Source organism: Halorubrum sp. GN11_10-6_MGM, from assembly GCF_005435165.1.
Taxonomy (GTDB): Archaea; Halobacteriota; Halobacteria; order Halobacteriales; family Haloferacaceae; genus Halorubrum.
Window position 1 is genome coordinate 66,672 of record NZ_SGUC01000005.1, and the last position, 20,922, is coordinate 87,593.

A 20,922-nucleotide genomic window follows, 5' to 3' on the forward strand; every position below is an offset into this window, starting at 1 on the left:
CGGTCCCGACGGAGAACGGCCCTTTTATTTCCGCGAACGCGTATGGCCGCGTACGCATGAGCAACGGAGACGGCGACGGTCGGAACGACCTCCGGATGCCCGACGACGACGAGGTGTTCGCGGAGGTCGTCGAGATGCTCGGCGCGAACCGCGTCAAGGTTCGCTGTGCGGACGGAAACGAGCGAACCGCGCGCATCCCCGGCCGGATGCAAAAGCGCGTGTGGATCCGCGAAGACGACATCGTCCTCGTCGAGCCGTGGGACTGGCAGGACGAGAAGGCCGACATCTCGTGGCGCTACGAGAAGAGCGAGGCGGAACAGCTCCGCGAGGAAGGCCACCTACAGTAAGTCGCTTCGCCTTGATCGGCGGAGAATGCCGCTAAATCTCCACTCCCTCGTTTATAAATACCCGAAGTAGGTCAACACGAACACCGCCGAAGCCCCAGTCGCGAGAATCGGAGATTCTCTGGCAGCCGGCGCGTAGCGCCGGCGACTGCCCCTTCGAGTCCCGCCCGGCTCCGCACCGCACCTCACGCCTCCCCAACCTCGTCGCTGGCGGCCATCGCTCCGCTCCGGCCGCCAGCGACTCCCTCGCGCGTGCGGCTCGCGGCCTGTCGGCCGCTCGCCGGCACGCGCCATCGCCGAGGGGTTCGGTCGCTCGCGCCGTTTTTAAGTCCGATCGAGCCGGAACACGGCTATGCTTCGGCTCGCGATGACTACCGACGCGGAGACGTTCGAGCGCGTGCGCGGGCCGCTCGCGGACCGCGGCATCGACGTGGGGCACGTACAGGCGAAAGAGCGGTCGCTCCGGGTGTCGGGCGGAGAGGACTCGCCCGCGGCCGATCCCGCCGAGTTCGACGGCTTCGACGTCGGCCTCGTCTACCCCACCCGACTGATGGAGGGCGCGGTGGTCGACGAGCGGCTGGGCGTCCCGTGGGTGAACGGCCGCGACGCGGTCGTGACCTCGCGGAACAAGGCGGGCGTCCTCGCCGCGCTCGACGACGCCGGCCTCCCGACGCCGAGGACGACGCTCGTCTCGAACCCCGTCGACGAGTCCGTCGTCGTCGACGCCGTCGAGGGGTTTTCCTACCCCGTCGTGGTGAAGCCGAACTCCGCGACCCGGGGCGTCGGCGTCGCGACCGCGACCGACCTCGACTCGCTTCTCGGCGTCGTCGACTATCTGAACCTCGTTCACGACTACCGCGCCACCGGCGACAAGTCGTTCCTGATTCAGGAGTTCCTCCCGGACGCGCGCGACTACCGCGCGATGGTCGTCGACGGCGCGTACGCCGGTGCGGTGGAGCGCGTCCTCGACGACGACGCGCTCGCGGCCGGTCGGTGGAAACACAACGTCCACCGCGGCGCGACCGCTCGCGGGGTCGACCTCGGTAGCGAGGCCCGCGACCTCGCCGAGCGCGCGGCCGCGGCGCTCGGGATCGACTACCTCGGCGTCGACCTGCTCGCGACGGACGACCGGCTGGTCGTCAACGAGACGAACGCGCGGCCGACCGTCGACGCCGCGACGAAGTACGAGGACGACTTCTACGACCGGCTCACGACGCTGATCCGACGAACGGCGAACGCGGAATGAAAGCGGCGGAGGAAAAACCGGCGGAGGAAAAGCAAAGTGGCGGCTGGAAAAACCGAAGCGGCCGGCGGCTCAGACGAGGTCGATCGACGCGCTGTCGTCGTCGCGGTCGAACGCGACCTCGAGGACGCCGTTGTTGAACGTCGCGTCCGCGGTGTGCTCGTCGACGGGGGCGGGGAGCTCGACCGTCTCGTCGTACTCGCGCCGGTCGGTGACCGCGGAGATGGTGAGCGCGTCGCCGTCGCAGCGCAGCGAGAGGTCCTCTTTCGAGACGGCGGGGAGGTCGGCGACGAGACGCACCGACTCCTCCGTCGTGTACGCGTCGACGTGGGTGTCGGATCCGAATCCCGCGTCGTCGGCCGACGGGGCGTCCGCATTGGCCATCTCGTTCATCATCCGCTCGATCTCCTCGAAGAAGTCTCCGAACGGATCGTCGCGGTCGTCTCTGTCCATATCCCCCGTGAGGTCGGTGACCCCGATAAGCCTTCTGTCGGTCACCGTATCGGCCGGTATCCGCCCGGTACCGGGAGGAAACCGGGCGGGAACGGACCGCGGCGGTCGCTCGCCGCCGGCCGCGACGCCCGTACCGGTCGTAACAAATTCTATCGATTATGACGGTCTCGGAGCGACTGGGCCGGATTTAAGTAGTTGCGGCTCGCTTTTTTCGAACATGAGTAAATCGTATCTGTCTGCCGGCGACGACGTGAGCGACGACGAGGTCGTGCGGGTGGGACTCAACGGCTTCGGTCGCATCGGGCGCAACGTGTTCCGCGCGGTGTTGGAGCACCCCCGGATCGAGCTCGTCGGGGTCAACGACGTGATGGACTTCGACGACATGGGGTACCTCGCGAAGTACGACACCGTCATGGGCCGGCTCGACGGCGTCGAGCGCGACGGCGACGAGCTGACGGTCGGCGGCACGTCGGTCCCGCTGTTCAACGTTCAGGACCCCGCGGACCTCCCGTGGGACGAGCTCGACGTCGACGTCGCCTTGGAGTGTACGGGCATCTTCCGCACCCGCGACGACGCGAGCGCGCACCTCGACGGCGGCGCGGACACCGTGATCATCTCCGCGCCGCCGAAAGGCGAGAAGCCGGTCAAACAGCTCGTCTACGGCGTCAACCACGACGAGTACGACGGCGACGACGTGGTCTCGAACGCCTCCTGTACCACGAACTCCATCACGCCGGTCGCGAAGGTGCTCGACGCGGAGTTCGGGATCGACGCCGGCACCCTCACCACCGTCCACGCGTACACCGGCTCGCAGGCGCTCATCGACGGCCCGATGAGCAAGCGCCGCCGCGGCCGCGCGGCCGCCGAGAACATCGTTCCCACCTCGACGGGCGCCGCGGGCGCCGCCCAAGAGGTCCTCCCGCAGCTGGAGGGGAAGATCGACGGGATGGCGATGCGCGTCCCCGTCCCGACCGGCTCGATCACGGAGTTCGTCGTCAGCCTCGACGAGACCGTCACCGCGGAGGAGGTCAACGCCGCCTTCCGCGACGCCGCCGACTCCGGGCCGCTCGCGGGCGTGCTCGGCTACACCGACGACGAGGTCGTCTCCTCGGATATCGTCGGGCTCCCCTTCTCCAGCTACGTCGACCTCGGGTCGACGAACGTCATCGCCGGCGGGAAGCTGCTGAAGATCCTCACCTGGTACGACAACGAGTACGGCTTCTCGAACCGGATGCTCGACATGGCCGCGTACGTTCAGGACGAAGCCTAAACACCCGGCCGCGGCCGGCGAGCGGGACCCGACGCCCGGGCGGCAACGTTCTCCCGGAGAACCACCTGTTAAATATCTCATCGACGACCGTTCACCCATGGCCACCTTCGACACCATCGACGACCTCCCGGCAGACTCGCGCGTCCTCGTCCGACTCGACCTCAACTCGCCTATCGAGGACGGCGAACCACAGGACAACCGCCGCTTCGAGCGACACGCCGAGACCGTCCGCGAACTGGCCGACGCCGGCCACCGCGTGGTCCTCATGGCCCACCAGGGCCGGCCCGGCCGCGACGACTTCACGTCGCTCGCCGGTCACGCCGAGATCCTCGCCGACCACGTCGGCCGCGAGGTGGGGTTCGTGGCGGACACGTACGGCGACGACGCGCTCGACGCCATCGACGCGCTCGAGGCGGGCGAGGTCCTCCTCCTCGAAAACACCCGGATGTGCGAGGACGAACTGCCGGAGGAATCGCCCGAGGAGAAGGCCGAGACGGAGTTCGTCGAAACGCTCGCGCCGCGGTTCGACGCGTACGTCAACGACGCGTACTCGGCGGCGCATCGGAAACACGCCTCGCTCGTGGGATTCCCGCTCGTCCTCCCCGCGTACGCGGGCCGCGTGATGGAGACGGAGTACGAGGCCAACACCGCGATCGCGACCCGCGAGTTCGACGGCCCCGTCACGATGGTCGTCGGCGGGACGAAGGCGACCGACGTGATCGGCGTGATGGACGCCTTAGACGACCGCGTCGATCGCTTCCTCCTCGGTGGCGTCGCTGGCGAGCTGTTCTTACGCGCCGCGGGCCACCCGGTCGGTCACGATGTGGGCGACATGGACCTGTTCGACGAGCAGTGGGATCGGAACCGCGAGCTGATCGAGTCGGTCCTCGACGAGCGCGGCGACGCGATCCGGCTCGCGAGCGACCTCGCGTACGAGGGAGAAGACGGCGACCGCGCCGAGGTCGCCGTCGACGACATCGACGAGAAAACGACGGGGTACCTCGACGTGGGCGCGGCGACGGTCGCCGACTACGAGCCGGCGATCCGCGAGTCCGACGCCGTCTTCGTGAAGGGCGCACTCGGCGTCTTCGAAGACGAGCGGTTCGCCGACGGCACCGTCGGCGTCCTCGAAGCGATCGCGGAGACGGACTGCTTCTCGGTCGTCGGCGGCGGCGACACCTCGCGGGCCATCGAGATGTACGGCATGGACGAAGACGACTTCTCGCACGTCTCAATCGCCGGGGGCGCGTACATTCGGGCCCTGACGGGCGAGCCGCTCCCGGCGGTGGAGGTCTTGGAGGCGGCGGCGCGGCGGCGAGCGGAGAGCTGAGAGGGAGAACAGTACGGCGCCCGAGCGAACTACTCCTCGACGTCGAGGTCGAACTGCTCGTTTTCGGTGACCGCGTTCAGGACGACGCTCGTGTTCGACTCGCGGATGTCCGCGTCCGTGAGGATCGACTTGATCTGGTCGTTCATCCCGTCCGTGTCGGTGAACTTCCCGATGGCGATCACGTCGTAGTCACCGGTGACCTCGTAGACGCTCACCATCTGTTTCTCCTGCCGGAGCTTCTCCGTCACGTCCGGCAGCGCGCTCCCCTCGACTTTGAGCTGGAGGACGGCCGTCACGTCGTAGCCGAGCTTGTCGTAGTCGACGACGGGCGTGTAGCCTCGAATGACGCCCTCTTCTTCGAGGTCACGGAGGTGGTTCGAAACGGTCGTCACAGACACGTCGAGCTCGTCGCCCAGGCTCCGGAGGCTCGCGCGGCCGTTGCTGAGCAGCGAGTTAATAAGCTTCGCGTCGAGGTTTTCGTACGTCATCACACCCAACCACGCTTTCGGGGGTTTAGAATTTTACGAACGTCCAGCAGTTTTGCCTGTCCGGCGGTTCATGCGCCAAGCGATAAGGCCTTTATACTGGCAGATAACGAAGGAAACGTCCAGAACATGACGGACGAACACGCGAAACCGGACGGCGGCCTCACGGCCGAGGAACAGGCGGTACTCGACGAGATCGAAGAGGAAAACGTCGACTTCCTGCGGCTCCAGTTCACCGACATCCTCGGCGTCGTGAAGAACGTCTCCGTCCCCGCCCACCAAGCGGAGAAGGCGTTCACCGAGGGCATCTACTTCGACGGCTCCTCCATCGAGGGGTTCGTGCGCATCCAGGAGTCGGACATGCGGCTCGTTCCCGACCCCGACACGTTCGCGGTCCTCCCGTGGCGCAGCGACGGCGACGGCGACAGCGGTGCCGCGCGGCTCATCTGCGACATCGTCGACACCGACGGCGAGCCGTTCGCCGGCGGCCCGCGGCAGGTCCTGAAGAGCGTCCTCGCGGAGGCCGAGGAGATGGGCTACTCCGTCTCGATCGGCCCCGAGCCGGAGTTCTTCCTGTTCGAGAAGGACGAGGACGGTAACGCGACCACCATCCCGCACGACAACGGCGGCTACTTCGATCTGGCCCCGAAGGACCTCGCGTCCGACGTGCGCAAGGAGATCATCTTCACCCTCGAAGATATGGGCTTCGAGATCGAGGCCTCGCACCACGAGGTCGCCGAGGGCCAACACGAGATCAACTTCAAGTACGACGACGCGCTCACGACCGCGGACAACATCGCGACGTTCCGCGCCGTCGTCCGCGCCGTCGCCGAGCAGCACGACCTCCACGCGACGTTCATGCCCAAGCCGATCGCCGACATCAACGGCTCGGGCATGCACAGCCACATCTCGCTGTTCGACGAGGACGGCAACGCCTTCGCCGACGACGACGACGAGTTCAACCTGAGCGAGACGGCCTACCAGTTCATGGGCGGCATCCTGAACCACGCCCCCGCGTTCACGGCCGTCACGAACCCGACCGTGAACTCCTACAAGCGGCTGGTGCCCGGCTACGAGGCGCCCATCTACGTCGCGTGGTCCGACACGAACCGCTCGGCGCTCGTCCGCGTGCCGGACGCCGCGGGCGTCTCCGCGCGCTTCGAGGTGCGCAGCCCCGACCCGTCCTGTAACCCCTACCTCGGCATGGCCTCGCTCATCGCGGCCGGCCTCGACGGGATCAAGACCGGCGCCGACCCGGGCGACCCGGTCCGCGAGGACATCTACGAGTTCGACGACGAGAAGCGCGAGGAGTACGGCATCGAGACGCTGCCGCCGAACCTCGGCGCCGCCGTCGAGGAGCTCGAAGCGGACGAGGTGCTTCAGGAGGCGCTCGGCCCCCACACCTCCGAGAAGTTCGCCGAGGCGAAGTCGCAGGAGTTCAGCGAGTACCTCACCCAGGTGTCGCAGTGGGAGGAGGACCGCTACCTGGAGACGTTCTGAGGCGACGGCGCGGCGAACTTTCACGGCTCGTCGGCGCTGCCGATTTCCACTTTTCGCGTATTCGTTGCGCGCCCGAGAGTCAACCGTCGAAGCTCCGGCCGCTCGCGGGCACGCGCCGACCGCACTGCTTTTTATAACCGATCGTCGCACGCGCTCGCAGATAGTTGGATACCGTCTCGCTGACGCGGGGAACGCCCGCGAGAGCGCTCAGTTCCGGACGGCGGACAGCGCGTCGATCCGGTCGGGCAGCGCCGGGAGCGCGACGACGGCGACCACGGCGGCGGTCGTCGCGACCAGCGTCACGGGAAGCGTCCCGGCGAGCGAGTACGCGCCGACCCAGAGCCCGCCGGTGACGGCGAGCGCGGGGACCGCGATCCGGACCGGAACCGCCGGGTCGTCGCCGTCGACGAGCCGCCAGCCGATCGCGCCGCCGGCGCCGGTGGCGACCCCGATCCCGGCCTCGACGACCTCTCCGGGGTACCCGCCCGCGACCGCGACGGCCAGCGCGCCGGCCGAGACGACGGCCGCGAGCAGGAACGCCGGGGCGGGGTTGAGTTCGGCGGTCGGATCGCTCGCCGCGCCAGCCGTCTCAGTGCCCGCGGAGCGCCGTAGCCGCGGGTCGCCGGCGAGCCACAGCGCGAGGGCGACCGTCCCCGCGCCGACGACCAGCCCGGCGAGCACGTCGACGAGGTAGTGGACCTCGATGACGACCCGGGAGGCCGCGACCGCGACGGCGACCGCGACGGCCGCGAGGTAGCGTGCGCGGTCGGTCCAGAGACGGTCGTACAGGAGCGCGATCGCGAGGTACGCGGCCGCGCCGCCGGTGGCGTGACCGCTCGGGAAGCCGAACCCGTCCGAGAGCACCTGCGCCTCGTACCACCCCGACAGCAGCGCGGGGAGCCACGTCGGGACGTCCGCGGGGGGCATCGCGCCGGGCGGTCGGGGGACCGCGAACCACGCCTTGCCGAGCGCCGTCGCGGCGTACGCGCAGGTGACGGCCGCGATCGCGGTCGCGCCGGCGCGGCGAGGGGAGCCCGCGACGCCGTCGCTCGCGAACCAGTAGCCGACCGCGAGCAGCGCGAAGAGGAACCACGGGTCCGCGAGGTGGGTGACGGCCGCGAAGAGGACGGTGACCGCCTCGGGAAGCTCCTCGGCGAGCGCGGTGCCGCCGACGGCTCGGTCCGCCGGGACGAGACCGGTCACGCGTCGATCACTCGATCAGTCATCGCCGCGACGGCGGGCGTAGTCGAGCGCCTTCCCGGGCGTCTCGATCAGGTTGAGGCCGATGCCGACGACGACGAAGATCGTGTACAGGCCGAGCGTCGACAGCCCGAGGACGACGATGGCGCCGACCGCGTACAGCCCGTCGAGGTTCGACAGCGCGGCGAGGGTGAGCACCGTCCCGTACAGCAACACGAGGTACGGACCCCAGCCGCGCGCGTGGCCGCGGCGCATCCGCGAGCGGACGTACCGCTTCAGCTCCGACTCGACCTCGGGCTTGTCGACCGTGCGGCGTTCCACGTCGTCTTCGAACTCGTCGAGCTGCGACCGCAGCTCCCGGACCTCCGCTTCGAGGGCGGCGACGTCCGGCGCGCCGCGCGGCCGCTCGTCGTCGTCCCCCTCGGGATCCGACTCGCCGTTCATACCCGTGGGTCGGCCGCGGTCGTGTTGTAACTGCCGGTCCGCGGCGTGGTCCGGCCCGGCGGCGACGGGTCCGGCGTCGCGCTCGCTCCCGAGGGTCTCGCCGTCCGCGCTCCGGCCCGCGAGCACCACGTTGACCGCGCCGCCGAGGACGACGACGGCGGCGGCGAGGTACAGCCAGGTGACGAGGAGGAGAACTCCGCCTATCACGCCGTACACCTGATACTGGGCGGCGCCCGCGGCGTACACCTGAAACCCGGCCTGGAGCAGCGTCCAGCAGACCGCCGTGAACGCCGCGCCCGGCAGCGCCTCGCGGACGCCGATCCGCGGCTGCGGGAGGAGGTAGTACATCGGGAGGAAGACGACCGCGAGGAACACCGGCAGCGCGAGGACGCTCGCCGCCTCGACCAGCGGGACCGCGTCCGCGGCCGCGACGAACGCGCCGACGGCGACCATCACGCCGATGCCGACGCCGACGGCGGCGACGACCGAGGCGGCGTCGACGACCTGCTTGAGGAACCCCGGCGTCTCGTCGCCGCCGTACAGGGAGACGAACGCCGTGTCGAGCCCGCGGAACACCTTCAGCGTCGACCAGAGCAGCACGCCGAGCCCCAGCAGGCCCGCGCCGGTCCGCCCGCCGGCCGAGGAGACGGCGGCGACGACCGCCTCCTCGCCGGCGGGGGTGAGGAAGTCGCCGGTCGACGCGACCAGCTCCGCGGCGATGGTCTCGCCGAAGACGGCGGTGGCGACGACGACGAGGAGCAGGAGCGCGGGGACGAGCGAGACGAACGCGTAGTAGGCGATCGCGGCGGCGAGGAACGTCACCTGCCGGTCGACCGCGAGGTCGGCGACGCGCCGAGCCGTGCCGAACGCGGTGCGCGAGTGTCTGGACACGTGCCGCGTTTCGGTCGATGGCGACAAAAACAGGCGGGTGTGATCCCGTCAGTCCGCGTCCTCGCCGAGCACCGCCGCGCGCATCTCCGGGATCGAGGCCGTGCTCTTCACCGCCGTGCCGCGGTAGTGCGCCCGGCTCGCCTCGTGGCCGGCCCCGCGGACGCGCTCGACGAACTCGTCCATCCCGATCGCGGGCTCGCCCCACTCCTTGTACAGCCGGTGCTGGTCGTAGTGCGTGGGGGTGTCGAGCTCTCGCGAGACGGTCCCGAGCAGCTTCCGCGCGCGTTTCGCCTCGCCCATGTCGTCGGTCACCTCGCGGCGGACGGCGCGCGCGAAGTCGGCGTCCGCGACCGGCCCGAGCCAGATCGGACCGGCCGTGAGGACGCGGTCGCTCCCGCACTCCGGGCAGGCGTCGACCGGATCGGCGATGCGCCCGCGCGTCGCGGCACGCCAGAGGCAGTCCTCGCAGTGATCGACGTGGCCGAGGGCTTCGAGGCGGTCGTCGGCCGCGCGGGCGCCCGACTCCAGTTCGAGGTAGGTCCGTGCGTAGTGCCGGGAGACGTGCGAGAGGATCGGCGTCGCCGCCTTGTCGTAGCGCGCGGCGGTCCGGACCAGCGCGGAGATCAGCGTCCGGAGTCCCATCTCCGGGTGGTAGTCGGTGTTTCGCGGCACCGCCCCGTACTTGCGGATGCCGCTGTTGAGGTGGGCGCCACAGAGCGGCGCGGTGTCGGTGGCGGTGACGCAGACGAGGTTGCGGCCGTTGGCGAACGCCGCGTCCGCGAAGGGGATCGGCGTGCCGTACGGGTCGAGGTCGACGACGTCGAACGGGCCCTCGTCGTACAGCAGGGCGTTGACGTCGCGGTGTACGGCCTCGCCGTCGAGGCCGTTCGCGTCGAGGTTCGCGGCGGCGAGGTCGACCGCGTCCGCGTCGACGTCGGCGCAGGTGGCGTCGTACCCCTCCGCCGCGGCGCGGACGCCGCGGATCCCCGAGGCGGCCATCGCGTCGAGGTACGAGGCCGCGCGGGGTTCGCGGTCGCGGTAGGCGCGCAGCGTCGCGACCGTCACGTCGCGGTTCAGCTCTTGGGTCGGGTTGAAGAAGACGCCGCCGCCGGTGCCCTCGCTGGCGCCGTCGCGGGCCTCCGGGACGGAGACGGTGAGTCCGCCCTCTTCGATGTCCATACGACCGGTTCGGTCATCCGGACTAAAAGGACCGCGCTCCGGGGCCGGGAACGCCTCGGCGGCGAGCGGGCCGGTCGGCGGCAACGACAATGGGAGGCTTTTACGCCGTGGGTGCGGAACTGAAACGTATGAACGGAGTCACGGGAGAACGCTCGGGCGAAGGCGGCGGCGACACGGGAGGGCGAGGATGGTAAGTCCGGCGCGGGTCGACGCGATAACCGACATCGCGTACGGCGCGCTGATCGCACTGTCGATCGTCCTCATCGCGACCACCCAGCAGAACGACATCGCGATCGCGTTCGGGATCGGGGTGTTCGCCTCGTACGTGGTCCACGTCGTCTGGAAGATGGCCCGGTTCGACCCGGACTGGATGACCCGCGAGGTGGCGGACCAGGTCGGGAAACAGGTCGAAGAGAGCGTCGGCGAGACCGTCGACAAGGAGGTTGAGAAGACGGTGGGAGAGACCGTGGAAAAGACCGTCGGCGAGACCGTCGACAAGGAGGTTGAGAAGACGGTGGGAGAGACCGTGGAAAAGACCGTCGGCGAGACGGTGAGCAAGGAGGTCGAGAAGACCGTCGAGGAGACTGTCGGCGAGAAAGTCGAGGAGACGGTGAGCAAGGAGGTCGAAAAGAGCGTCGGCGAGACCGTCAACAAGGAGGTCAGCGAGGTCGCCGACGACGTGAGCGACACTGTCAGCGAGGAAGTCACGGGGAAAGTCGAGGAGACCGTCGGCGAGACGGTCGAGAAAACCGTCGAAGAGAAGGTTGGCGAAACCGTCGAAGAGACGGTCGGCGAGAAGGTGGAGGAGACCGTCGGCGAGAAGGTCGAAGAAACCGTAGAGCGAACCGTCGAAGAGACGGTCGGCGAGAAGGTCGAAGAAACCGTGGAGAAAACCGTCGAGGAGACCGTCGGCGAGAAGGTGGAGGAGACGGTCGAAGAAACCGTGGAGAAAACCGTCGAGGAGACTGTCGGCGAGAAGGTGGAGGAGACCGTCGAGGGCAACGAGGCGAACACAGAGGAGAGCGACGAGACGGACGAACAGGGAGACGGCGAAGGGACCGAGCGGCGCGACGACTCGTAATCGGAGCGACCGCGGTCAGCGACGTCGCAGCGGTCGTCGTGCCGAATCCCTCACGGGCGATCGGAAGGAACGTCTCCGGCTCCTCCTGACCCTCGATGCCGCCGACGTGGAGCTACATTCACACGAGCTCGGGCGCGCAGTTGATCTCGACGACGACCGGGAACTCGTGTAACAATCGATCGAGGCGACGGCTGACGTCGCTCGATAGGCTATGGCATCCCTCTTTCCGAAGAAGCTCAGGGGTACCACTAGGCGCTCGACGACAAAAGTCAGCGCATCGTCAAAGGAGACCTCCGAGAACTGGAGTCAGAGCCGTATCCGAAACCGGGAGCGGGCGATCGTGAGAAGCTAAACGTCAACGGTGAGGAGAGGTACCGTCTTCACGCCGGGCGGAGCCACACCGCCTTCTACGAGATCCGCGACGACAAGAGCAAGTGAGAGTCGTCGATATCCCCTCCATCGACGAACCACACGTCCAGTACGCGTTTGAAAATGTACACACAGATACGACAGGTGTCAGAGGTGAGTGTAGCGGATCTAATTGAGTGACCTCTCGGCCACACAGTCTAGAGGACGTCACTCGCCGCCGTGGTGACCGTGCTACCCTCTCGGTGGTCGACCGCGTGTAAGAGCGCGTCTTCCGCGTCCGCTCGCGGGTCGTCGCGTCACGAACGAGGCGAGGCCCGCTCGAATCCGGTCGGCTGACACGCCGCGCTCACCGCGAACCACCCCGGCGCGGCCGCTCATGGAACGGTGAGATGTAGAAAATACAGATGTTTTCGGGGCCGTCGAGGCCCCGATTCGCAGATTACGGTTAGTCCGAACCGAACATCTGGCGCATCATCGGATGCATCTCCATCAGCTGCTCCTCGGCGATCTCCTCGTACAGCTTGTACGTGATAGAGACCGCGAGCAGCAGCCCGGTTCCGGAGACCTGTCCGATGGTACCGAGCAGGTTCGCCATCACGGCGAGCAGCCCGACGAGGGCGCCGCCGATGACGGTCACCTGCGGGATGTACCGCTCCATGACCTTCTCGACGACCTGCGGGTTCCGGCGGAATCCGGGGATCTGCATCCCGGAGTTCTGGATCTGTTTCGCGGTCGCCTCCGGCCCCATGCCGGTGGTCTCGACCCAGAAGATCGCGAAGATGGCGCCGCCGACGATCATGAACGTGAGGTCGACGGCGAGCCGGATCGCGATCATCCACGGCTCGACGGACGCCGGGATCTCACCCAAGAACCACATCCACTGTCCGCGGCTCTGGATCGGGTTCAGGTAGTAGAACAGCCCGCCGATGGGCTGGCCCTGTTCGCTGTAGGTGCCGAGCACCGCGGGCATCCCCGCCCACTGTGAGGAGAGGATCTGCCCGAGGAACTGGATGTTCGCCTGCAGCGCACGGACGAGGATCATCGGCAGGACGGACGCGTAGATGAGCTTCACCGGGAAGCGTCCGCGAGCGCCCTTCACGCGGGCGTGCGACAGCGGGATCTCGACGCGAACGGACTCCGCGTACACGACGATCCCGAAGATGAACACCGTGGTGAAAAGCGCCAGAATGTTCCCCGGATCGAAGAGGAGGTTCTGGAGCCCCTCGGCCGTGAACGGCGACATCGACACCGGCACGTTACCGAAGATGACGCCGTACCAGCTCGCGAAGAAGCCGGACGCGCCGAGCGCGGAGAAGCTGAAGAAGCCGCCGACGATCTGCTGGCTCACCGACGCGATGATGAACAGCCCGACGCCGGAGCCGACTCCCCATTTGCTCACGATCTCGTCCATGAACAGGATGAGGATACCGCCGACGAAGATCTGTGCGAAGATCAACACCTGGACGCCGAACGTGCCGATACCGAGCGCGCTCGCGACCGCGTCGTCGGCCGGAAGGAAGCCGCCGGTGAACACCATCGGCGCCGCCGTGAGGGCGGTGACGATGACCACCAGCAGCTTCTGAAGGCCCTGATAGAGGACCTGGTCGCGCGGGTCGTTCTCCGTGTCGAGTCCGAGGAGGTTCGCACCGCCCAACAGCTGGAGGACGATGGACGCCGTGACGATCGGTCCGATACCGACCTGTAGCAGCGACCCGGATGAGCCGGCGAGAACGGACCGGAACTGCCCGAAGAAGTCCGACCCCTGCCCGACCGCCAACCCGAACGGGTTGATGTTGGTCAGGAAGAAGTAGACGATCAGGATCCCGGCCGTCCACGTGAGCTTCCGTTTGAACGGGACGTGTCCCGCGGGCCGCTCCACGACGGGCATCCGCGAGAGCACCGGTTCGGCGGCCTCCTTCCAGCTCATGTTACGCCTCGTCGTTCTCGTCGTCGGAAGTGTTTTCCGGTTCGTCAGCGGCCTCTTCGGCGCGCTCGGAGAGCGTCGCCTCGCCGCCGGCCTCCTCGATGAGCTCGACCGCGCCGGCCGTGAACGCGTCCGCCGTGACGCGGAGCTCGCGGCGGACCTGCCCGCCGCCGAGCACCTTCACAACGTCCGCCTCGTGGCCGTCCTCGACGACGTCGCGCGCGTCGAAGACGTACGCGTCGCCGTCCTCCTCGGCGAGGCCGTCCGCGGCGTACAGCGCCGCGTCCTCGTCGAGCTTCTGGACCTTCACTTCGAGGACCTCCGTCTGAGCGTCCTCGGGTCGCTTGAAGCCGTGCTTACCGAGCGGACCGTAGTTGTGGTACTCGTGTTTCGCGCGACCGGCCGCGCCGCGGCCGCCGCGGTGACCGGCGCCGCGCCGGTTCTTGTGCGTGCCGCCGCCGTGCGTGCGAGAGCCGCGCTGTCGTCGTTTCTTACTCGTCATCGCATCGCCTCCAGGAGACCGTCGATCTCCTCGGTGGTGTGTTTCCCGAGCTCGCCGCCCTCGATCACGGGGTGTTTGATGCCCTCGTGACCGCCGCGGGGGGCGTGGAGCCGTAGCGTCGGCGAGAGGCCCTGCTCGCGCAGGGTCGTCTCCTCGTCGACGAGCGCCTCGGCCAGCGCCTCCAGGTCGGCGTACTCGGTGTTGTCGTCGATCCACTCGTCGTCGACGTCGGCCGAGCCCTCGAGGGGCTCGCCGCGCCGCGCGATCGTTCGCGCGACGGCCTCGACGCTCGGTTCCCCGAACGCGACGACGTCGTTGACCTTGGTGATCATGCCGCGGTACGAGTCCGTCTCGGGGACGAACGTCGCGTGGTTGACGCGCCCGACGTTCAGCATGTCGAGGGTGTCCTCGACGCCGTAGTCGAGGTTGACGTCGCCGCGGAGCTGGACGATAGCCTGCATCACTCGCTCACCTCGTCGTAGTGGACTTCGCGGGCGTGCTGGGGCGTGCGAGACTGCGCCGCGTTCTCCAGCGCGTTGAACGTCGCCTTCGCGAGGTTCACCGTGGTGCGCGTGTTGCCGTCGGAGTTCGTCCAGGCGTCCTCGACGCCGGCGAGCTCCAAGATGTTGCGGACCGTCTCCGCGGCCGCGAGGCCGAGCCCCTGCGGAGCGGGCTTGATCTCGACGGTGACGGAACCGGCCTTCCCTTTCGCCGTTCGGGTCAGGGAGTTGGTGCCGCCGGGCTGGTCCTCCCAGGACCCGGAGCCGCGGTCGACCGAGATGATGTTCAGCTTCGCGACGTCGATCGCCTTCTGGATCGCGCCGCCGACCTGATCGTCGCGGGCCTGCGCGTAGCCGAGGTAGCCGTCGCGGTTACCCACGGCGACCACGCAGCGGAACTTCACGCGACGGCCGGAGTCGGTCATGCGCTGGACCATGTTGATGTCCAGCACCTCGTCTTCCAGCCCCGGGAGGAGCTGGTCGACGATCTCCGCCTCCTTCAGCGGGAGGCCGGAGTCGAGCGCCTGTTCCATCGACGTGATGTCGCCGTCCTGTACCTTGCGGCCGAGTCGCGTCCGCGGTTCCCAGCCGTCGTTGTGTCTACTCATGGTCCTCCTGGATTGTCGCGAGCACGTCGTCGAAGTGCTCGGGTAGCTCGCTGGCGTCGAACGCTCCGCTGTACAGCGGCTCGTCGAGCTGCTCGGCGTAGTCGGCGATGTGCTCGCCGCGCGTGCGCGACCAGTCGGCCAGCACGTCGTCGTTGTGCGGGATCTCGAGGCCCGCGTCGATCGCTCCTTCCTGTACCGCGAACGTCTTGTTGCCGGGGGTCGCCGTGTTGAGCCCGATGTCGAGGACGGCCTCTTCGAGGCCGGCGTCGACGGCGCGGGCGCCCGCGAGGTAGCCGGTGAGATACGCGCTGGGGAGGTTGCCCGTGGGGGCGTCCCAGCCGTACTCGCCGAGCTCCTCGCTGGAGGCGGCCGCGTGGGTCTCGTCGCCGTCCGGTCCGGGGGTCACCAGCTGCGCCCTGACGTGAGCGTTGCTCACCCGGGCGACCAGGCGAGGCTTGCCCGATTTCAGCAGGCGCAACCTCTGATGGTAATCCGTCCGGACCTCGCGGCGGCGCCGCATCGGCACCTTGTATCGTGGTCCTGTCGCCATTAGTCCGTCACCTCGTAGCCGTACTGCGTCCGAATGTACGCCTCGAGACGGGCGACGTCCTCGAAGTCTCCCCCGCTTGCTTTGTTGTAAAGCGTGCGGTACTCGGAGGCGTCGAGCACGTCTTCCTCGTCGCGAAGCTCCTTCAGGCGTGCCCGCTGTGCGCGGATGCGCGCCTTCCAGTCGTCTTTCGTGTTCTGTCGCGCACCGGAGCGACCCTTGCGGGAGCCGGCGCCCGACTGGTGTCCGTACGAGCGCTTGTCGGCGCGCTCGCGGGCTCGACCGCGGGAGTTCGTCTTCGCGTCCTTCGCGCGGATCGTTCCTTGGTCGATGAGTTCGCGGACGTCCTCTCGGGTGATCGCGTCCGCGATCTCTTCCTGTGCCTCGGGGTCGAGCCAGACGCGGCCCTTGCCGACGTCGAGCTCGTCCGCTGCGAGCCGTTTCTGCGCCTTCAGATCACTCATCGTCGACCTCCACTTCGACGTAGGTCGGGTTCAGCACGCGAATGTCGCGCTCCTCCGCCTCGTCTTCGATCAGTTCGCGCTTGCGACCGCCGACCTTCGAGGCGATACGCACCGCCTGCGTGTCGCCGTCGACGCCTTCGAGGTCGTCCGTGTTGTGGACGCGGACCTCCTCGAAGCCGCTCGGGTGGAGGTCGCGCGACGCCTTGGGCGAACGGAACCCGGCCTCGACGACCGGGCCCTTCGACTTCATGCGACGGCGCTGCTTGGAGAGCCCGCCGCGCGGCTTGCGCCACGACGTCGGGATGCGCTTCTTCTTGTGGTAGTCCTGCCGGTTGAACTGCGGTTTCCCCTCGCGGTGCTTCTGTGCGAGCGCGCGAGCGGTCTCGTCGTCCAGCTCCGGCGTCTTGTCGGCGTGTCCGCGGGGACGAAGCTCCGTCTCGACGTCCTCGTCGGCGTCGGCCTCGTCGGCCGCCTCCTCCTCGTCCGTCTCGTCTTCGATCTCCGCGTCCGCCTCCTCGTCGACCTCCAGCCCGCCGACGTCGGCCTTGATACGCGCGGCGAGCGCGTTGCCGATGCCGTCGACCTCGGAGAGTTCCGACTGGGAGGCGGCCTTCACGTCCTCGACCGTCTCGTAGCCGGCCTCGCGAAGGGCGTCCGCCTTCGAGGGACCGACGCCGCTGATGTCTTCCAGTTCGTCTGCCATTGATCAGGCACCTCCGGTGGGCTTCTCGACGATGTACACGCCGTCCTGGAAGACGCGCGTGTCCTTGTCGGTCACCTTCGTCAGCTGTTCGATGTCGGCGGCGGTCTGCCCGACGGCCTCCTTGTCGGAGCCCGTCAGCGTGACCGTCTCGCCGTCGACCTGTACGTCCGTGTCTCCGCGGATCGGGGTGCGCCGCGCGGCGCTCTCTCCGAGGAAGTTCTCGATGACGACCTCGTCGCCCTCCACGTTCACCTGCATCGGGAAGTGGGCGTAGTACACTTCCATCGCGTACTCCCAGCCCTCGGTGACGCCGTGGATCATGTTGGCGACGTGGCTCTCGAAGGTGCCGACCGTCGCGTTGGTCTTCGCGTCCTCGTTCTCGGAGGTGATGACCACCGCGCCGTCCTCGACCGCAACGTCGACGTCGGGGTACCAGAGGCGTCGCGTGACGCTCCCGTTGGGCCCCTCGACGGTGAGTTCGAGGTGATCGGTCTCGGCGGAGACGTCGTCCGGAATCTCGATTTCGACTCTGTTCATTGTTAGTAGACGTATGCGATCACTTGGCCGCCGATGCCCTCTTCGCGGGCCTCGTAGTGGCTCATGACGCCGTGGCTCGTCGTGACGATGAGCGTCCCGTAGTCACGGGCGGGGAGGTATCGCTTCTCCCACTTCTCGAACTCGTCGGCGCCCGCGGAGTAGCGGGGCTTGACGGCGCCACACTCGTTGATCGCGCCTTTCAGTTCGACCTCGAACTTCCCGGCTTTCCCGTCGTCGACGAACTCGAAGCCGTCGACGTACCCGCGGTCGTAGAGGACCTCGAGGACGGAGCCGATGATGTTCGAAGCGGGCTCTACCGTGTACGACAGGTGGCCAACGCTCTCGGCGTTGTCCATGCCGGCGAGCGCGTTGGTGAATGGATCGTTTCCCGTCATGATCAGCTGTACTTCTCGAATCCCATGTCTCGGGCGACCTCGCGGAAGCACTGCCGGCAGAGGTTGATGTCGTACTTGCCGACGAGCCCCTGCTCGCGGTCGCACCGCCGGCACGTGTGCCGGGAGTCGGTGCGCTTCGCGGCGTGCTCGCCCGTGTCGTTGTTCGCTTCGCTCATTCGGATACCTCGACGTCGAAGTTCGTTTCGAGGAACGCGGCCGCGTCCTCGGCTGTCATCCGGTGGCGAGCGGGGATGGTCCCCGTCGCCTTGTCGCGTTTCGAGACGCGGTAGCCGGGACGGACGATCGTCGTCGTCACGTCGAGGCCGTAGATACCGGTGTTGGGGTCGTACTCCTGGCTCGGGAAGTCGGTGTGGTCCTCGACTCCGAAGCTGAGGTTGCCCGTGTCGTCGAACTGGCTCCGGCCGATATCGACCAGATCCAGCGCGGTCTCGAGGAACGCGTGTGCGTCCTCGCCCCGCAGCGTCACCTTGACGCCGATCGGGTCGCCCTTGCGGATCCCGAACTCGGCGATGGTGCGCTTCGAGGTGGTCCGGACCGACTGCTGGCCCGTGACCTCCTCGATGATCTCCTCGGCGTCGGCGAGGGGTTCACCGCCCTGCCCGACGCCCATGTGGACGACGACCTTCTCGAGGGACGGCTCGCGCATCTCGTGGTCGGCGCTCTCGGCTTCACTCATCCGAATCACCCGCCTCGTCGTCGTCGGTGAAGTTCTCGTCGATGACGACGACGTACTCCTCGACCGTCTCGTAGCCGCCGTCGTCGCTGTCGACGGTGACCGTGTTGTCTCCGGAGCCGAGCGTCACGTCGATGTCGTCGATCTCGCCGATCTGGCCGGCGTGCTGGCCGGCGACGGCGGTGACCAGGGCGCCCTCCTCGTACTCGAAGTGGGCGACGATCTCTTTCGTCTCATTGTCGACGACGATCGAGTCGTTCGTCTCGTAGTCCGCGTCGTCGTCGACGCGAACGTTCGTCCCGTCGTGGAGCGTCAGCTGGACGGCTCCGCCGGGGACGACGGTCTTGTTCGCGATCTTCCCGAGCCGGCTGCCCGCGGCCTCCTCGTCGACGGGGGTCAGCGCGAGCCGACCGCCCTCGTCGGGGAAGACGCGGAAGAACTCCCCGCGCTCGGGGAACGCCAGGATGTCGAACATCCCGATCGGACGCTGCTCGTCCGAGATCGCGTCCCCGTTGACGAGGATGGAGTCGTTGTTCAGCGCGTAGCGCGCCTCCTTCGTCGAGTCGACGTAGCCGAGCACGTCCCGCAGCAGGACGACGAGCGGAACGCCCGCCTCGCCGTGCGGGCCCGCGCCCGCCTTCACGGTGAACGTGTTCGTCTTGCGCTCGACCGGCCAGGAGTTCGGTACCGACAGTCGCTTCTGGTGTCGCGTCATTCGTTGTCCTCCTGGAGCCGCGCCTCGCGGCGCTCGTCTTCGAGGTCCAGTTCCGTCACCCGGACGTTGCTCGCCGGGATGGGGCGGGGAACCTCCTCCCCGTCCGCCTTCTCGACGGTGACGTCCTCGACCGTGATCCGCTCGGCGGACAGGTCGACGGAGACGACCTCCGCCTCCGTCCCGGCCGCGTCGCCGCGAAGCACCTCGACGGTGTCGCCGGCGTTGACGCGGACGTTCCGCTGTCCGTACTCCGCGCGGAGATCCTCGGTGAGGGTGGCCCGGACCTGATTCTGCCGCTCGTGGAGCGGCGCGGTCTCCGACCGTTTTCGTTGTTTGCGTGGCTGTTTCGTCATAGTTAGACGATCATCGTCGCGGTCGAGGCGATGCTCCCGAATCGTTCGGCGACCTCGCGAGCGACGGGGCCTTTGATCTCCGTGCCCCGCGGCTCCTCGAGGTCGTCGATGATGACGGCCGCGTTGTCCTCGAACTTCACGCGCGTGCCGTCCGGACGGCGGATCGGCTTGCGCTGGCGGACGACGACCGCCTCCAGCACCTGCCGCCGCATCTCCGGGGTCCCTTTCGTGACCGAGACGGTCACCTTGTCGCCGATTCCTGCCTTCGGGTGGCGGTTCTTCGTGCCGGAGTAGCCCGACACGGAGATCACCTTCAGCTCACGGGCGCCGGTGTTGTCGGCGCACGTGATCAGCGAGCCCTTCGAGAGCCCCTGCGTGACGTCGGCCTTGAGCGCCTCCATCACTGATCACCCAGGATCTCGACGACGACGTGGGACTTCGTCTTCGAGAGCGGTCGCGTCTCCGCGATCGTCACTTCGTCACCGACTTCGAGCGAGTCGAGCACGCCCGGCACGTGGGCCGGGATGCGCGAGCGACGCTTCATGTACCGGTCGTATTTCGGTACGAACACGTCGTACTCTCGCTCGACGATGACGGTCTTTTCCATATCCGTCGACACGACCGTTCCCTCGCGAGTCTGGCCGCGGACGGAGAGCTGCCCGTAGAACGGGCACTTCTCGTAGTCGTAATCCTCCGGGTTGTCTGGCTCCGGAGGCGTGGGTACGTCGATTCCTATCGCCATTGTGTGGCACCTCGTTCGGTGCGTTCGGCGGGTCGATATCGCAACCGATCGCCATCCACCGTCGCGTAGACCGCGTCTTTGCACTCGCCTCGTCGGCTCGCCGGACCCGCGCCGTCACCGGTGACGACGCTTGTGGACCCGGACGGGCCAGACTGACGGGGGCGGACCCCCGTAGTATCCGACCCGAGTTGGGACGCGGACCCCGGCGACTGTCCGTCGCCGGCGGCTTCATCTGTGCGAGCGGTCGGCGTCTCGACGACGCCGAACTCGAACGTCGCGCCCGACTTGGGCACGCGTTTGTCCCCCGACCCCGTCCGGACCACGAGGGTGCCGAACGTCTCGTCGAGCACGCGACCGGCGATACCCACGTGGGCGTCGCTGTCGGCGTCGACCACCCGAACCGGGAGGCCGACGAGCTCGTGTCGAACGAGGGTGTCGGGGGAGATCAT

The 20,922-nt window shown here is 68.0% G+C and carries 27 protein-coding genes; 6 read left to right on the plus strand and 21 right to left on the minus strand.

Features of this window, described 5'->3' with window-relative positions; genetic code table 11:
• Window positions 1–56: 56 nt before the first annotated feature.
• Together eif1A and EXE46_RS04130 are read left to right on the plus strand one after the other, a co-directional pair.
• On the plus strand, window positions 57–347 hold the full coding sequence (gene eif1A / locus EXE46_RS04125) for a translation initiation factor eIF-1A (protein ID WP_137687234.1): 291 nt from the start codon (window positions 57–59) through the stop codon (window positions 345–347).
• A 349-nt stretch (window positions 348–696) separates the two neighbouring features.
• Window positions 697–1,590, plus strand: coding sequence for a RimK family alpha-L-glutamate ligase (locus tag EXE46_RS04130; RefSeq protein ID WP_137687235.1), 894 nt, complete (start codon window positions 697–699; stop codon window positions 1,588–1,590).
• A gap of 69 nt (window positions 1,591–1,659) precedes the next feature.
• Here the strand turns inward: EXE46_RS04130 and EXE46_RS04135 are convergent, their stop codons facing one another.
• Window positions 1,660–2,040: an Hsp20/alpha crystallin family protein gene (locus tag EXE46_RS04135; protein ID WP_137687236.1), complete on the minus strand. Its 381-nt coding sequence runs from the start codon at window positions 2,038–2,040 to the stop codon at window positions 1,660–1,662.
• 217 nt (window positions 2,041–2,257) lie between these two features.
• On the opposite strand from EXE46_RS04135, the gene gap reads away from it, so the two are divergent.
• A complete protein-coding gene (gene gap, locus EXE46_RS04140) occupies window positions 2,258–3,310 on the plus strand; it encodes a type I glyceraldehyde-3-phosphate dehydrogenase (protein WP_137687237.1) in 1,053 nt (350 codons plus the stop codon).
• 97 nt (window positions 3,311–3,407) lie between these two features.
• On the plus strand, window positions 3,408–4,640 hold the full coding sequence (locus EXE46_RS04145) for a phosphoglycerate kinase (RefSeq protein ID WP_137687238.1): 1,233 nt from the start codon (window positions 3,408–3,410) through the stop codon (window positions 4,638–4,640).
• Between the two features lie 29 nt (window positions 4,641–4,669).
• Here the strand turns inward: EXE46_RS04145 and lrp are convergent, their stop codons facing one another.
• Window positions 4,670–5,128: an HTH-type transcriptional regulator Lrp gene (gene lrp, locus EXE46_RS04150; protein ID WP_004597351.1), complete on the minus strand. Its 459-nt coding sequence runs from the start codon at window positions 5,126–5,128 to the stop codon at window positions 4,670–4,672.
• A 126-nt stretch (window positions 5,129–5,254) separates the two neighbouring features.
• Here lrp and glnA point away from each other — a divergent pair, with 126 nt between their 5' ends.
• A complete protein-coding gene (glnA, locus tag EXE46_RS04155) occupies window positions 5,255–6,625 on the plus strand; it encodes a type I glutamate--ammonia ligase (RefSeq protein WP_137687239.1) in 1,371 nt (456 codons plus the stop codon).
• Between the two features lie 207 nt (window positions 6,626–6,832).
• Here the strand turns inward: glnA and EXE46_RS04160 are convergent, their stop codons facing one another.
• From EXE46_RS04160 to EXE46_RS04170, 3 genes are read right to left on the minus strand one after another with little or no spacing between them, the layout of a single operon-like run.
• Window positions 6,833–7,828: a phosphatase PAP2 family protein gene (locus EXE46_RS04160; RefSeq protein ID WP_137687240.1), complete on the minus strand. Its 996-nt coding sequence runs from the start codon at window positions 7,826–7,828 to the stop codon at window positions 6,833–6,835.
• Window positions 7,829–7,843: 15 nt separating this feature from the next.
• The gene (locus EXE46_RS04165) at window positions 7,844–9,160 is read right to left on the minus strand and encodes a YihY/virulence factor BrkB family protein (protein WP_137687241.1); all 1,317 of its coding nucleotides are present in this window, start codon (window positions 9,158–9,160) and stop codon (window positions 7,844–7,846) included.
• A 48-nt stretch (window positions 9,161–9,208) separates the two neighbouring features.
• Window positions 9,209–10,339, minus strand: coding sequence for a tRNA (guanine(26)-N(2))-dimethyltransferase (locus tag EXE46_RS04170; protein WP_137687242.1), 1,131 nt, complete (start codon window positions 10,337–10,339; stop codon window positions 9,209–9,211).
• Window positions 10,340–10,526: 187 nt separating this feature from the next.
• Between EXE46_RS04170 and EXE46_RS04175 the strand changes: the two genes are divergently transcribed.
• Entirely contained in the window at window positions 10,527–11,420 is an 894-nt protein-coding gene (locus EXE46_RS04175) for a hypothetical protein (RefSeq protein ID WP_137687314.1), read from the plus strand.
• Window positions 11,421–12,234: 814 nt separating this feature from the next.
• Here the strand turns inward: EXE46_RS04175 and secY are convergent.
• The 16 genes from secY to EXE46_RS04265 are packed head-to-tail and all read right to left on the minus strand — an operon-like array spanning window position 12,235 to window position 20,922.
• A complete protein-coding gene (secY, locus tag EXE46_RS04190; protein WP_137687243.1) occupies window positions 12,235–13,716 on the minus strand; it encodes a preprotein translocase subunit SecY in 1,482 nt (493 codons plus the stop codon).
• A gap of 1 nt (window position 13,717) precedes the next feature.
• Window positions 13,718–14,215, minus strand: a complete 498-nt coding sequence (locus EXE46_RS04195) for an uL15m family ribosomal protein (RefSeq protein WP_137687244.1) — start codon at window positions 14,213–14,215, stop codon at window positions 13,718–13,720.
• Window positions 14,212–14,676: a 50S ribosomal protein L30 gene (locus EXE46_RS04200; protein WP_137687245.1), complete on the minus strand. Its 465-nt coding sequence runs from the start codon at window positions 14,674–14,676 to the stop codon at window positions 14,212–14,214. The genes EXE46_RS04195 and EXE46_RS04200 overlap by 4 nt, the downstream gene beginning before the upstream one ends.
• Window positions 14,676–15,323 carry a 30S ribosomal protein S5 gene (locus tag EXE46_RS04205; RefSeq protein WP_121563055.1) on the minus strand — a complete coding sequence of 216 codons (648 nt, stop codon included), beginning with the start codon at window positions 15,321–15,323 and terminating at the stop codon, window positions 14,676–14,678. The genes EXE46_RS04200 and EXE46_RS04205 overlap by 1 nt, the downstream gene beginning before the upstream one ends.
• Window positions 15,316–15,873: a 50S ribosomal protein L18 gene (locus EXE46_RS04210; RefSeq protein WP_137687246.1), complete on the minus strand. Its 558-nt coding sequence runs from the start codon at window positions 15,871–15,873 to the stop codon at window positions 15,316–15,318. Before EXE46_RS04210 ends, EXE46_RS04205 begins: the two co-directional genes overlap by 8 nt.
• Window positions 15,873–16,334, minus strand: coding sequence for a 50S ribosomal protein L19e (locus tag EXE46_RS04215; RefSeq protein ID WP_137687247.1), 462 nt, complete (start codon window positions 16,332–16,334; stop codon window positions 15,873–15,875). The genes EXE46_RS04210 and EXE46_RS04215 overlap by 1 nt, the downstream gene beginning before the upstream one ends.
• Window positions 16,327–17,037: a 50S ribosomal protein L32e gene (locus EXE46_RS04220; protein ID WP_137687248.1), complete on the minus strand. Its 711-nt coding sequence runs from the start codon at window positions 17,035–17,037 to the stop codon at window positions 16,327–16,329. Before EXE46_RS04220 ends, EXE46_RS04215 begins: the two co-directional genes overlap by 8 nt.
• Window positions 17,038–17,040: 3 nt before the next feature.
• Window positions 17,041–17,574, minus strand: coding sequence for a 50S ribosomal protein L6 (locus tag EXE46_RS04225; protein WP_137687249.1), 534 nt, complete (start codon window positions 17,572–17,574; stop codon window positions 17,041–17,043).
• A gap of 2 nt (window positions 17,575–17,576) precedes the next feature.
• A complete protein-coding gene (locus EXE46_RS04230) occupies window positions 17,577–17,969 on the minus strand; it encodes a 30S ribosomal protein S8 (protein ID WP_137687250.1) in 393 nt (130 codons plus the stop codon).
• 2 nt (window positions 17,970–17,971) lie between these two features.
• Window positions 17,972–18,145, minus strand: a complete 174-nt coding sequence (locus EXE46_RS04235; protein ID WP_004597423.1) for a 30S ribosomal protein S14 — start codon at window positions 18,143–18,145, stop codon at window positions 17,972–17,974.
• Window positions 18,142–18,666: a 50S ribosomal protein L5 gene (locus EXE46_RS04240; protein ID WP_137687251.1), complete on the minus strand. Its 525-nt coding sequence runs from the start codon at window positions 18,664–18,666 to the stop codon at window positions 18,142–18,144. The genes EXE46_RS04235 and EXE46_RS04240 overlap by 4 nt, the downstream gene beginning before the upstream one ends.
• The gene (locus tag EXE46_RS04245; protein WP_137687252.1) at window positions 18,659–19,378 is read right to left on the minus strand and encodes a 30S ribosomal protein S4e; all 720 of its coding nucleotides are present in this window, start codon (window positions 19,376–19,378) and stop codon (window positions 18,659–18,661) included. The genes EXE46_RS04240 and EXE46_RS04245 overlap by 8 nt, the downstream gene beginning before the upstream one ends.
• Window positions 19,375–19,731, minus strand: a complete 357-nt coding sequence (gene rplX, locus EXE46_RS04250) for a 50S ribosomal protein L24 (RefSeq protein WP_006630134.1) — start codon at window positions 19,729–19,731, stop codon at window positions 19,375–19,377. Before rplX ends, EXE46_RS04245 begins: the two co-directional genes overlap by 4 nt.
• A 2-nt stretch (window positions 19,732–19,733) precedes the next feature.
• Entirely contained in the window at window positions 19,734–20,132 is a 399-nt protein-coding gene (locus EXE46_RS04255) for a 50S ribosomal protein L14 (protein WP_004597429.1), read from the minus strand.
• Window positions 20,132–20,473, minus strand: coding sequence for a 30S ribosomal protein S17 (locus EXE46_RS04260; protein WP_137687253.1), 342 nt, complete (start codon window positions 20,471–20,473; stop codon window positions 20,132–20,134). The genes EXE46_RS04255 and EXE46_RS04260 overlap by 1 nt, the downstream gene beginning before the upstream one ends.
• Window positions 20,464–20,922, minus strand: a complete 459-nt coding sequence (locus EXE46_RS04265; RefSeq protein WP_137687254.1) for a ribonuclease P protein component 1 — start codon at window positions 20,920–20,922, stop codon at window positions 20,464–20,466. Before EXE46_RS04265 ends, EXE46_RS04260 begins: the two co-directional genes overlap by 10 nt.